Below are 13,038 nucleotides of genomic sequence, written 5' to 3' on the forward strand. Positions count from 1 at the left end.
CTGACAGATAAGGGCAGATAGGGTATGGATATCTATTATAAGATTGTGATCGGACTGTTGCTTATTATAGTGGCAGTCCTTTTTATACGGGTGATGCAGTACAAGAGGCAGATGCGGATATTTGCGGATAAACTGAAGGCGCGCCTTGACGGCGGTGTGGATCAGGATATACATGTGGAGTATTTCGACAGGGATATCCTGCAGCTTGCAAATGCGTTAAATGACTATTCAGATCAGATAAAAGAGAAAAATCTGGCGGTGGAGAAGGACAGGGCAAGGCTGAAAAGTGTCATAGCCGGGATTTCCCACGACTTCAGAACACCGCTCACGGCGGCAAAGGGGTATATGCAGCTCATGAAAAAGGGCGGACATGTCATAGGTAAAGATCAGGAATATCTGGATATTGCCCTTGCAAAGACAGATTATCTCCGGGTGCTTTCAGATGCATTTTTCGAGGTGTCGTCAGCCGAGGCGAAGGATGACGAGATAGAGACCGCAGATGTGGATGTGGCGGCACTTCTGACATCCCAGGCATTTGAGCAGTATGACTGGGTGAAGGAGTCTGGGGTAAATGTCACATTTGACATACCGGAGCAGTTGGTCATAGTTCGGAGCAATGAGACCATGCTCAGCCGGATATTTGCCAACTTCTTCTCGAATGCGCGGAAGTATGCCAAGAGCCGGATATCTGTGAGGCTGGTATGTGAGGACGGCCGGGTGGAAGTCATATTTGAAAATGACATAGATTTGGACGATGAGATAGATGTGGATACGATATTCGATGCGTTCTGCCGTGGAAAGTCCAGACAGAAGGAGGGCGCAGGGCTGGGACTTTACATAGTAAGGTGCCTTGCGGACAAGCTGGGACATGAGGTGAGCGCGGAGGTTCAGGATGGGGGATTTGCGATAAATATTTCTATGGTGGCTGAACAGAATTATAAAGAATAATTTGGAAATAAGTGTGAATTTAATACAGAAATAGCAAAGACACTAAATGTCACTTGCCCAATGTCAGACGGGCAGGCAGCATTTGGTGTCTTTTTTGGTGGCGGACAGAAGAATGCTTAAAACAATGGGACAATTAATTCGGTAATGCGTTCTACTTCATGTCACATGAAAACATATCAGCAATCCATTCCCATAGCCGTGGCTTTGGTGGCCTGTGTCTCTCCCCTGGGATGATGTGGTGGGGCATAGATGGATGAGAGCTTCAGTGGATTATTGCCGATGTTTATTATGTTGTGCCATGTTCCGGCCGGAACACAGATGCAGTCCCCTGCGCACAGATTCTGGCGGAAGCAAAGCTCGTTCGGGCAGCAGCCCATCCTGACTGAACACTGTCCCTGTTCGATCCTGATGATCTGATCGGTATTGTCATGGATTTCCAAACCTACATCTGAGCAGGCAGGTATACACATGACGGTCATCTGCATGAAACAGCCGGTCCACACGGTTTCACGGTAATTTTGGTTCTGTAACGCTTTTTCCCGGAGATCTATAGTGCAGATGTTGTCACGGCAGTCAGGTCTGCCCGGAGAACAGTTATTGTAGCATTTCATAGGATAGCCCTTTCAAATTTAATAGTTGTTCTATTTATAGTATTCAGAAAGGATAGAATATGACAAAAATTATATATTTTTATGTACCCAGGAGGAAAGCCATATATAGAAAATGCAAAAAGTGATAAAAAAATTGAAATTAGTATTGACATTTTGTGCATAAGCAACTAATATAAGATATATCAAATGGAAACGGTTCCAAAAACGTTTCCGAAAAAAACAAAGTAACCAATAAGCAGCTCGTATAAGAGATGACTGAAGGAAAAATTTTTATTATTTTATGGGAGGAACCAATATGAACAAGAAAGGTATTGCGGCACTAGGACTGTCACTTATGATGGCAGGTACCATGTTGACAGGATGTGGCTCAGGAGATTCAGATGGAGCAGGAAAGAAGGCTGATGCAAAGGGCTCTGTATATTATCTGAACTTCAAGCCGGAGCAGGATACACAGTGGCAGGAGCTTGCTAAGGTGTACACAGAAGAGACTGGCGTTGATGTGACGGTAGTTACAGCAGCTGCTGGTCAGTATGAGACTACTCTTAAGAGTGAGATGGGTAAGTCAGAATCACCTACCCTGTTCCAGGTAAATGGACCGGTTGGTCTTGCTTCCTGGAAGGACTATTGTTATGATCTTGGATCATCACAGGTGTATAAAGAACTCACATCTGAGGACTTTGCACTTAAGGATGGCGATAAGGTCGCAGGAATCGGATATGTTATAGAGTCATACGGAATCATTTACAACAAAGAGCTTTTAAGCAAAGCTGGATACACTGAGGATGATATCAATTCATTTGCAGACCTCAAGAAGGTGGCAGAGGATATAACAGCTAATTCAGACAAATTAGGATTCTCAGCATTCACATCAGCTGGAATGGATGGCTCATCAGACTGGAGATTCAAGACACATCTTGCAAATCTTCCAATCTACTATGAATACAAGGCTGATGGAATCGATACTACAGATGCGATCAAGGGTACATATCTTGATAATTACAAAAATGTATGGGATCTGTACATCAACAACTCAACAACCGATCCAAAGCAGCTCAGCACAAAGACTGGTGATGATGCGGTTGCAGAGTTTGTTTCAGGACAGGCAGTATTTTATCAGAATGGTACATGGGCATACGCAGATGTATCATCACTTGGCGATGACAACCTCGGAATGCTCCCTATCTATATAGGAGTAGATGGTGAGGAGAATCAGGGACTCTGTACAGGAAGTGAGAATTACTGGTGTGTAAATGCTAAGGCTTCAGAGGAAGATATCCAGGCAACTCTTGACTTCATGGAGTGGTGTGCTACAAATGACACCGCACTTAAGGCAATCTGTGGTTCAAAGGGCGCTATGCCATCAGGAGCCGATGGAATGGGATTTGTAACACCATTCAAGAAGAACCTTGAGTCAACAAACCTTCTTGTAAACATCGCAAATCAGTATGTAGCAGAGGGCAAGACACCTGTAAGCTGGAACTTCACAACAATGCCATCAGAGCAGTGGAAGAACGACCTCGGATCAGCACTTACAACATATGCGGCAGATCAGACAGATGCCAACTGGGATCTTGTAAAGAGCGCATTTGTAGATGGATGGGCTAAAGAGGCAGCTGCAGCAAAGTCAAAATAAAACATATTAACAAATAAACAATAGTACACAACCCTAAAATAAAAAACATCACAAAATAAAACCAACTTAAAATATGAATAAAGTCCTGCAAGCTGCAGGACACCAGGAAGGCTAACAGCTTTGCAAAGGCAGCTCATACTCAGAGGTGTCAGACTAGAGATGGATATGTATTCATATGCAAATATGTCTACATATCCATTTTTAGACTCAGAAGATATTGGAAAGAAAATTGATATGCAACAGAGTGGAGGTTATCAAAAAAATTATGGAGAAAACGATAAAAAGATATTGGCCGGTGTTTCTGATACCGACAATGGCTGCGTTTCTTATAGGATTTATCGTGCCATTTGCCGAGGGAATATATCTGTCCTTCTGTAAGTTCACGACCATAAGGGACGCTGAATTTGTAGGATTTCAGAATTATATAGACGCATTCAAGGACTCAACATTTCCGGATGCATTTAAGTTTACAACATTATTTGCGATTGTCACACTTGTGCTTATAAATGTTCTTGCATTTCTTGTGGCACTGGCACTTACACAGAAGATCAAAGGAACTAATATATTCAGAACGGTATTCTTTATGCCGAATCTTATAGGTGGTATCGTACTTGGATATGTATGGCAGCTTATATTCGATGCCATATTCTCAAAGTTTGATACAGCCCTGAAGCTCAATGAAGTCCTCGGTTTCTGGGGATTGGTTATACTTGTGTGCTGGCAGCAGATAGGATATATGATGATCGTTTATATTGCAGGACTTCAGGCAATACCTGAAGACATTCAGGAAGCAGCCATGATTGATGGTGCAAATAGAACACAGAGACTTTTCAGGGTTACGATCCCGAACATGATGCCATCCATAACTATATGTACATTCCTCACAATAACCAACTCATTCAAACTGTTTGACCAGAACCTGGCACTCACAGGAGGCGAGCCACTCCATAAGACAGAGATGCTAGCGCTCAATATATATGAGACGTTTTATGGAAGAGTAGGATATGAGGGAGTAGGTCAGGCCAAGGCAGTCGTATTCTTCATACTGGTAGTAGCGATAGGACTCATACAGCTTAAGATTACAAGATCAAAGGAGGTGCAGCAGTAATGGCGAAGATACAGAAAACAGTAAATACAGCGGATAAAAAGCCTGTATACAGAGTGAAAGAAAAACCAACGTTGACGGGAATTCTGGCTACTTTATTCTTTACCATTATTTCCATAATATTTGTTTCACCGATAATAATCGTAATTATAAACTCGCTGAAAGCCAAGACATTTATCAGTCTGGAGACATTTGAACTGCCAAATGAGCACAGCTACATAGGCTTGGACAATTATAAAACGGCTATAACACAGTATGATTTCATTAAGGCAGTGGGCTGGACAGTTGTGATAACGGTTCTCTCAGTAGTGGCAATTTTGCTGTTCTGCTCTATGACAGCCTGGTATATAACCAGAGTCAAGAATATAGCGACAAAGATCATATATCTGCTCTGCGTGTTCTCTATGGTAATACCTTTCCAGATGGTTATGTTTACTTTGGCTGGAACTGCGGATGCACTTCACCTTAATACTCCATGGGGAATCGTGATCGTGTATCTTGGATTTGGAACAGGTCTTGCAGTATTCATGTTCTGCGGATTTATCAAGTCCATTCCTTTGGAGGTCGAGGAGGCTGCGATGATAGATGGATGTACGCCGCTCAAGACATTTTTCAGGGTTGTTATCCCTATCATGAAACCTACTTACATATCAGTAGGAATACTTGAGGCTATGTGGATATGGAATGATTTCCTTCTTCCGTATCTGGTACTCGACATCAAGAAATACAAGACGATATCTATAGTTGTCCAGTATATGAAGGGCAGCTACGGAAGAGTAGATATGGGAGCGATCATGGCGTGCCTTGTTATGGCTATCATTCCGGTTGTTGTATTCTACCTCTGTGCACAGAAGTACATCATCAAGGGTGTTGCAGCTGGTGCTGTAAAGGGATAGTAATATAATATTATTAAATGTAAAAAACAGGCGGTTGTGAGATTCGCAGCCGCCTGAAATTGGTTAAAAGGAGAGATTTCAGATGGAAAGATCAGCAGGAATACTGCTTGCTATATCAAGCCTCCCGTCAAAGTATGGAATTGGCAGCTTCTCAAAAGAGGCATATCGTTTCGTTGACTGGCTTAGGTCTGCACACCAGAGTTACTGGCAGATACTTCCCATGGGGCCCACCGGGTATGGGGATTCGCCGTATCAGTCATTTTCGACATTTGCTGGAAATCCATATTTTATAGATCTTGATACACTTGTGGATCAGGGACTGCTCACAGACCGCGAGTGCAGAGAGATAGACTGGGGCGACGATGGCAGATATGTGGATTATAGGACAATATATGAAGGAAGATATCCAATCCTGAGAAAATCATATGAGAGATGGAAAATGACTGACAGCATGGAGTTTTCCATGTTCATGGATGAGAACAAAGAGTGGATATATGATTATTCACTATTTATGGCTGTAAAGGATTCGCTTGGTGGAATTTCGTGGACAGAGTGGCCGCAGGATATAAGAAACAGGCAGCCTGATGCGGTGCAGCAGATGCAGATTAAGCTTGCGGATGAGATACATTTTCAGCAGTACATGCAGTATTTGTTTTATACTCAGTGGAATGCGCTAAAGAGCTATGCCAACAAGAACCATATAAGGATCATAGGAGATATCCCAATCTATGTAGCTATGGACAGCGCAGATGTATGGGCACACCCGGAGCTTTTCAGGCTTGATGAGGACAGGCGACCATACGAGGTTGCCGGATGTCCGCCTGATGGGTTTTCGGAGACCGGACAGCTGTGGGGAAACCCAATATATGACTGGGAGCTGAACAGGCAGACCGGTTACAGCTGGTGGATAGCCAGAATGAGACATAGCTATAAGCTTTATGATGTAGTCCGGATTGATCATTTCAGAGGCTTTGATGAATATTATGCCATTCCATATGGTGAGGAAACAGCTGTGAATGGCAAGTGGAAAAAGGGCCCTGGGATGGATCTGTTCAGGAATATAGAAAAAGCTCTGGGTAAGAGAGATGTCATTGCCGAGGATCTTGGTTTTGTGACTGATTCGGTCAGAAAGCTTGTGCATGATTCCGGATTTCCGGGAATGAAGGTTGTGGAGTTTGCCTTTGATGTGAGAGACACCGGGGCGGCATCTGACTATCTTCCACATAATTATATACGAAATTGTGTTGTATATACGGGAACCCATGACAATGAGACCCTTATTGGCTGGTGGAGCAGTATAGATCAGAGATCCAGAGACATGGCAAGGGATTATATGGCAGCTCATTATACACCGGACCGTCTGATCAATGTCCCATTTATCACGCTTGCTATGAGAAGTATTGCAGATCTTTGTATTATACCGATGCAGGATTATTTGGGGCTAGACAATAAATCGAGGATGAATAAGCCATCCACAGTTGGCGATAACTGGAGGTGGCGAACTATATCTGATGATACGGATGATGATCTTGCAGAGGAAATAGGCAGCCTTACACTGATGACCGGGAGAAGCAAGATGTGAAAAAGTACTCTCTAAAAATATTTACCGGGAAATGATAAGTAGAGTATTTTCTTGACCTCCACATAGCAAGATAATATAATTATTGGGAATAAAAGAGAAAAGTGGGATACAGCTTATGACAATAAAGGATATTGCGCGTATATCAGGTTATGGTATCGGAACCGTGTCCAGGGTGATCAACAATCAGACCGGAGTCAGTGACGCAGCCAAAGAGAAGATACTTAGAGTTATAGAGGAAAGTGGGTTTGAACCAAATGTCAATGCCAAGCACCTCAAAATGGCAACGAAATCGGCGGTTGTAGTCATTATAAAAGGAAACCAGAACATGCTGTTTGCAGATATAGTAGAGCGCATACAGAGTCAGCTTGCGGGATATGATGAAGATGTCATAGTGGAATATATAGATGAGGATGGTGATGAGATAGAGTATGCCATCAAACTAATTCGGAGCGTGAATCCAAAGGGGATCATGTTTTTGGGTGCCAATCTTGCACTTTTTGATGAACGTGTGGAGGAGATGAAGATACCTGGAGTCATAATTACAACCAGCGGAGATATTCTTGCAAATGACAACATATCCTCCATAACGATAGACGATACGACAGCGACATATGATATGACAAGGTATCTTCTTAAAAAAGGCCACAGGTACATCGGAGTCATAGGAGGACAGGTGTCCGAGAAACAGATAAGTTTCAACAGATATAAAGGCTGCAAGAGGGCTATAGATGAGTGGCAGCATGACGACCGGGCGGAGTTTACATATATTCCGTGCAGATATTCTATGAAGGCGGGGTATGAGGCCACGAAGCGTCTCTTGGAGGAACAGCCGGAGGTTACAGCAATCATGGCTCTCAGTGATACGATAGCGATCGGCGTCATGAGAGCGGCTGCTGATCTGGGCAAACATATTCCGGAGGAGCTGTCAGTTACTGGATTTGATGGAATAGAGCTGGCAGGATACTGTGTACCAAGACTTACAACAATAAAACAGAATACAGAGATCATGGCATCGAGAAGTGTTGACATCATGCTCAAGCATATAAATTATGCAGCAGCTGGTGAACATGAGATAGTACCATATTCCCTGATAGAGGGAGAAAGCGTTAAGAGCATCGGCTAGGATTCAGGGAGAATCTTTTTTATTAAGTTTGAATTCGCCTTATACTGATATATAATATACCAGTATAAGGCGAATTTTTTAATGAGATAAAAGTTTAGTAAGGCTCTGAGATTCGTATAGAGTATTTATCACAGTTTGGAGATGAGAAGATGGATCAGAATATAGAATCGGAAATATTAGAAAAACGCAAACTATGTAAAGTGCTTAAGGTGTTTAAGATTGTTTCTTTTATAGGAATATTTGCGTCATTTGTTGCGTTTATGGTGGTATCTAGAAATGGCTATGAATTAGACTCTGCTTGGCTGCTGATTCCGGCTTTGTTTGTAGGCGGATTTTTCCTGTTCTCATATATGGAGACAAATAAACTTAAAGACCTCAAGGAACTCATGGGACAGTATGTTGTACGGAGTGTCCTTGGAGAGCACTTGCAGGTGATTGAATACATGCCAAATGGATATACAAATGAGGCATTTTTACATAATTGTCCGATTCTTCCTTCATTTAATAATATGGATGGTTCTGACTTTATACATGGAATATACAGGGGAGTAGAATTTACATTCAGTGATCTCACACTCAGAACGGAAACAAAGGGTTCACCGGACGGCGAGTCCCTTGGCGATAATGTTGCCAATTTTAAAGGTCAGCTCATAATGGCTACTTCCCACAAGAATGTTAATGGTTTTGTACATATCCAGGAGAGAATTAGTCCAAGAATGAAAAACGAAAAGAAAAGTGGCATATTATCAAGAGTATTGGGTTCTGAGAATTCACGTAACAGTTTTATGACGGGCAACGCGTCATTTGATAACAGGTTCGATATATATGCCTCTGACAGCCAGCTTGCTTTGAGGGTATTGACGCCACAGCTTATGCAGGGACTTATGGGACTTGAAGGATTTATGGAGATACAGATCGCTGGCAATATGGTGGCAGTAGCGATAAAGAATGACAGAGATTTATTTGAACTTAGTAACAATGGCAGGGATAATGGTGACATGGAGGAGTATCGTCAGAAATTTAGGGATGAACTTTCCGATATTTTGAAAGTTATTGATGTCTTTGGTATGAATACAGATCTTTTTCAGTAGTTGGTTAAATGATAGAATGTTTATATACAGTGAGAATGTGTTAAATATAGGAAATAAGCGGGGAAAATGAGGGAATCTATGGATTACATAATAGACAATGTAGAATTTATAACGGAGCTTGTGAAATCAGCTTTTATCGGTATTGTGGGGATATTCTTTATCGGACTTGCGATATGGATAAAGACAAAGGAGGATCGCTGGAACTTCAAGAATATCTGTATCGGACTTCTGGCTGGTGGCATGGCACTTTTGCTAATCAGTGTATCTATGGTGGTAGATAGTCTGCAGGATGGAGGGGTAATAGCTATAGATAGGAATAATCCTGTATGGGTTATCCTGGATGTGATCAAGGTGCTGGCGTGTGTACTGATATTTGTGATAGCTGGGTATATTATGCGGTCAAAACGCATAAAAGAGAATGATATGTATGACATGGAGATAACCGGAAAGATCATAGGATACGATACCCTGACCGGCAGGACAAAATTGCCGGGATATGCACAACCCACAGTGGAATACATCGATCCATACAGCGGTGAGCCGGATTCTTATGTGGTTAATCAGGATATAAACAGAAAGAAACATCCAATCGGCAGTGAGTATAGACTGCTTTACTCCAGGGAGGAGAGAAAGGCATTTGAGAAAAAATCAAACAAGGTGTACAGGGAGATGGAGGTATTCTTTTTCGGACTGGCGGGGCTGATTTTTGTCGCGGGGGTAGTGAAATTGATAATGAATGTGTTATAAAATTTATGTTAATATGGATGTTGTAACCAGAATTTATATATGTTATAATATCGGCAGATATAAAAGGTAATAAGAGTATATCATTGTGCTTTACACAATACAGGCGCAAGCGAAAACCCCAGAGGTGGCACCCTCTGGGGTTTTCTCCGTCTATCGTGTAGGACGACGTATTTCCTAGGCTGGTTGCCGATTACTTATCTTTGTCCAGCCATTTGCAAATATAGTAGGCAACAATACTTGCTATGACAGAGATAATAAAGGTAATAAGAAGTGTTATCATATGTACTTACCCCCTTTCTGAGCCAGTATAGGGGCGGCAACAGAAATAGTATATCATAATATTATGAAAGCTAAAATCACAAAATAGATGTGTAACAATGTCATGAAATAATATTGTAATCACCGCCGATACTATGCTAATATAGATATGTTTGCGAAAATGACAAATTTTTATCACTTCAGGAGGAAAACAATGGGTGGATTTTTTGGAGTAGCGGCAAAAGATGACTGTGTGTTTGATCTGTTCTTTGGAATAGACTATCATTCACATCTTGGAACAAGGCGCGGAGGCATGACAGTGTATGGAGATAAGGGATTTGACAGATCCATACACAATATCGAGAATGCTCCATTTAGAACAAAGTTCGACAAAGATATGCAGAACATGAAGGGCTATTTTGGAATAGGATGTATATCCGATTATGAGCCACAGCCACTCATAGTGCGTTCACATCACGGAACATATGCTCTGACAACTGTCAGCAAGATCAACAATGTTGACGAGATATCCAAGGAGATATTTGATCAGGGACATTCACATTTCCTTGAGATGAGCGGAGGGGATATCAACAGCACAGAGCTGGTGGCAGCCCTTATCAACCAGAAGGATAATCTGATAGACGGAATAAGATATGCGCTGGAGAAGATAGATGGTTCTCTGTCACTCCTGCTCATGAACCAGAATGGAATATATGCAGCTAGGGATATGCACGGAAGAACTCCTGTGGTTATAGGCAAGAAGGATGGTGCATTCTGTGCGTCATTTGAGAACTTTGCCTACAAGAACCTTGGCTATCATGACTATAAAGAACTCGGTCCCGGTGAGGTTGTTGTACTAACACCGTCCAACTGCGTGACGCTTGTGCAGCCGGGCAAGGACATGAAGATATGTACCTTCCTGTGGGTATACTATGGTTACCCTGCAAGTTCATACGAGGGTATGAGTGTAGAGCAGATGAGATACAACTGCGGAGCCAGCATGGCAAAGAGAGATAACGTTAAGCCTGATATCGTAGCCGGAGTTCCGGATTCAGGAACAGCGCATGCAGTCGGCTATGCCAATGAATCAGGAATACCTTTTTCAAGACCATTCATCAAGTACACACCGACATGGCCACGTTCATTTATGCCGACCATACAGAGCCAGCGTAACCTCATCGCGAAGATGAAGCTTCTGGCAGTTGAGGATCTTATAAAGGATAAGAGCCTTCTGCTCATAGACGATTCCATCGTGCGTGGAACACAGCTCAGAGAGACAACCGAGTATCTGTTTGACAGCGGTGCCAAGGAAGTGCACATCAGACCTGCATGTCCACCACTTGTATACGGATGCAAATACCTTAACTTCTCAAGATCATCATCAGAGATGGATCTGATAACAAGAAGAGTTATCGAGAGACTTGAGAATGGAAATGTGACAGATGAGGTACTTCAGGAGTACACAGATCCTGATTCAGAGAAGTATGAGAAGATGGTTGATGAGATCTGCAAGGAGCTGCATTTCACATCACTCAGATTCAACAGACTTGACGATATGCTTGAGGCGTGCGGAGTTGAGAAGTGCAAGCTTTGTACATACTGCTGGGATGGCAAAGAGTAGAGCAGGAAAACAGCCGCATAACCTGGCATATATGGTTAGGACAGAACATTTTATGACAAATATTAAACGGTGGTAGAGATAAGGCATAGATAATATGGGTAATAGTGCAGAGAATATATCAGAGATCACAATAGAAGAGATGCAGGAACTGGATAAGGACTCGTATCTGATGGTTGATATCAGAGATGAAGTTGAGATATCCCACGGAGCGATACCGGGTGCGATGGCAGTCCAGACGGACAGGCTGATGCCAGGGAATCTGGCGGAGACAGCCAGTGAGATATTCCCGGTTGAGAAATATATGCCCGGGGACAACTCAAAGGGAAAGAAACTCATAATCTGCTGCACCCACGGAACCAACAGCATTCCGCTGGCGGAGAGACTTACAGAGCTGGGATACGATGCGGTGAGCCTTAAAGGCGGATATATATCATGGCTGCTCTACACCATGGGCAAGCAGGAACAGACTGATATATGTGCCGACGTTGAGAAGAGCCTCCGCAAGAAGTTCCACAAGAAGATATGGTGCAACTTCACAAAGGCTATCAACAGATATGAGCTGGTGAAGGAGGGCGACAGGATAGCCGTATGTATATCGGGCGGCAAGGATTCCTTCCTCATGGCAAAGTGTTTTCAGGAGCTGAAAAGGCACAACAAGTTCCCATTTGAGCTCAAGTTCATAGTTATGGATCCGGGTTACAGCCCGGCAAACCGCAAGGTCATAGAGGATAATGCCAGGATGCTGAACATTCCTATTCAGATATTTGAGTCTGATATATTTGACTCGGTGTACAACGTTGAGAAGTCACCATGTTACCTCTGTGCCAGGATGAGACGTGGACATCTGTACAGCTATGCTAAGGAGCTTGGCTGTAACAAGATAGCTCTCGGACACCACTACGATGATGTCATAGAGACCATACTCATGGGTATGCTCTACGGAGCGCAGATGCAGACCATGATGCCGAAGCTCCACAGCACCAACTTTGAGGGCATGGAGCTCATCAGACCTCTTTATATGGTAAGGGAGGACGACATCAAAGCGTGGAGAGATTACAACGAGCTTCATTTCATACAGTGCGCATGTAAGTTCACTGACACATGCACAACATGTAACAATGAGGAGACGAAGTCCAAGCGTCAGGAGATCAAGCAGCTTATAGCGACACTCAAGAAGACAAATCCGTTTGTGGAGGGCAACATATTCAAGAGTGTGGAGAATGTCAATATCGATACCCTTATAGAGTACAAGCAGGGAGGCGTGCGACACAGCTTCCTTGATACCTACGATGAGAAGAGCGGTAAGACAGAATAGATAAAAACAGCATTTGAGAGCCGTTATTTACATTTTGCAGATGTAAGTGACGGCTTTTAATGTTATTTTCATAAAAGCATGGCAATATATATCTGTTCAGCGATCGTG

General features: G+C 42.9%; 11 protein-coding genes. 10 read left to right on the forward strand and 1 reads right to left on the reverse strand.

Features of this window, described 5'->3' with window-relative positions; translation table 11 throughout:
* Positions 1-24 precede the first annotated feature (24 nt).
* Positions 25-948: a sensor histidine kinase gene (locus tag DXB91_RS07425; RefSeq protein WP_118017317.1), complete on the forward strand. Its 924-nt coding sequence runs from the start codon at positions 25-27 to the stop codon at positions 946-948.
* Positions 949-1,124: 176 nt separating this feature from the next.
* On the opposite strand, the gene DXB91_RS07430 is transcribed toward DXB91_RS07425, so the two are convergent.
* Complete coding sequence (locus DXB91_RS07430; protein WP_243003542.1) at positions 1,125-1,559, reverse strand: cupin domain-containing protein; 435 nt, start codon at positions 1,557-1,559, stop codon at positions 1,125-1,127.
* 295 nt (positions 1,560-1,854) lie between these two features.
* Here DXB91_RS07430 and DXB91_RS07435 point away from each other — a divergent pair, with 295 nt between their 5' ends.
* From DXB91_RS07435 to DXB91_RS07475, 9 genes are all read left to right on the forward strand, one after another.
* Complete coding sequence (locus tag DXB91_RS07435) at positions 1,855-3,192, forward strand: ABC transporter substrate-binding protein (RefSeq protein WP_118017319.1); 1,338 nt, start codon at positions 1,855-1,857, stop codon at positions 3,190-3,192.
* Positions 3,193-3,457: 265 nt separating this feature from the next.
* Positions 3,458-4,300, forward strand: a complete 843-nt coding sequence (locus tag DXB91_RS07440) for a carbohydrate ABC transporter permease (protein WP_117874577.1) — start codon at positions 3,458-3,460, stop codon at positions 4,298-4,300.
* Positions 4,300-5,193, forward strand: a complete 894-nt coding sequence (locus tag DXB91_RS07445) for a carbohydrate ABC transporter permease (protein WP_118017322.1) — start codon at positions 4,300-4,302, stop codon at positions 5,191-5,193. Before DXB91_RS07440 ends, DXB91_RS07445 begins: the two co-directional genes overlap by 1 nt.
* An 82-nt stretch (positions 5,194-5,275) precedes the next feature.
* A complete protein-coding gene (gene malQ / locus DXB91_RS07450) occupies positions 5,276-6,775 on the forward strand; it encodes a 4-alpha-glucanotransferase (RefSeq protein ID WP_118017324.1) in 1,500 nt (499 codons plus the stop codon).
* A 115-nt stretch (positions 6,776-6,890) separates the two neighbouring features.
* Positions 6,891-7,898, forward strand: a complete 1,008-nt coding sequence (locus DXB91_RS07455) for a LacI family DNA-binding transcriptional regulator (RefSeq protein ID WP_243003543.1) — start codon at positions 6,891-6,893, stop codon at positions 7,896-7,898.
* Positions 7,899-8,047: 149 nt separating this feature from the next.
* Positions 8,048-8,989 (forward strand): DUF3137 domain-containing protein, encoded by a 942-nt coding sequence (locus DXB91_RS07460; protein WP_118017328.1) that lies wholly within the window; start codon positions 8,048-8,050, stop codon positions 8,987-8,989.
* Positions 8,990-9,067: 78 nt separating this feature from the next.
* On the forward strand, positions 9,068-9,736 hold the full coding sequence (locus tag DXB91_RS07465) for a hypothetical protein (protein WP_118017330.1): 669 nt from the start codon (positions 9,068-9,070) through the stop codon (positions 9,734-9,736).
* 472 nt (positions 9,737-10,208) lie between these two features.
* Complete coding sequence (locus DXB91_RS07470; RefSeq protein ID WP_015533815.1) at positions 10,209-11,615, forward strand: amidophosphoribosyltransferase; 1,407 nt, start codon at positions 10,209-10,211, stop codon at positions 11,613-11,615.
* A gap of 94 nt (positions 11,616-11,709) precedes the next feature.
* Complete coding sequence (locus DXB91_RS07475) at positions 11,710-12,930, forward strand: ATP-binding protein (protein WP_118017332.1); 1,221 nt, start codon at positions 11,710-11,712, stop codon at positions 12,928-12,930.
* The last annotated feature ends 108 nt before the right edge of the window (positions 12,931-13,038 follow it).

Origin of the sequence: Coprococcus sp. OM06-34AC (genome assembly GCF_003462545.1) — a bacterium.
Taxonomy (GTDB): Bacteria; Bacillota; Clostridia; order Lachnospirales; family Lachnospiraceae; genus Coprococcus; species Coprococcus aceti.

Coding starts and splice junctions, on each gene's coding strand:
- DXB91_RS07425 (WP_118017317.1), top strand. CDS start 25: ATGGATATCTATTATAAGATTGTGATCGGACTGTTGCTTATTATAGTG.
- DXB91_RS07430 (WP_243003542.1), bottom strand. CDS start 1,559: ATGAAATGCTACAATAACTGTTCTCCGGGCAGACCTGACTGCCGTGAC.
- DXB91_RS07435 (WP_118017319.1), top strand. CDS start 1,855: ATGAACAAGAAAGGTATTGCGGCACTAGGACTGTCACTTATGATGGCA.
- DXB91_RS07440 (WP_117874577.1), top strand. CDS start 3,458: ATGGAGAAAACGATAAAAAGATATTGGCCGGTGTTTCTGATACCGACA.
- DXB91_RS07445 (WP_118017322.1), top strand. CDS start 4,300: ATGGCGAAGATACAGAAAACAGTAAATACAGCGGATAAAAAGCCTGTA.
- malQ (WP_118017324.1), top strand. CDS start 5,276: ATGGAAAGATCAGCAGGAATACTGCTTGCTATATCAAGCCTCCCGTCA.
- DXB91_RS07455 (WP_243003543.1), top strand. CDS start 6,891: ATGACAATAAAGGATATTGCGCGTATATCAGGTTATGGTATCGGAACC.
- DXB91_RS07460 (WP_118017328.1), top strand. CDS start 8,048: ATGGATCAGAATATAGAATCGGAAATATTAGAAAAACGCAAACTATGT.
- DXB91_RS07465 (WP_118017330.1), top strand. CDS start 9,068: ATGGATTACATAATAGACAATGTAGAATTTATAACGGAGCTTGTGAAA.
- DXB91_RS07470 (WP_015533815.1), top strand. CDS start 10,209: ATGGGTGGATTTTTTGGAGTAGCGGCAAAAGATGACTGTGTGTTTGAT.
- DXB91_RS07475 (WP_118017332.1), top strand. CDS start 11,710: ATGGGTAATAGTGCAGAGAATATATCAGAGATCACAATAGAAGAGATG.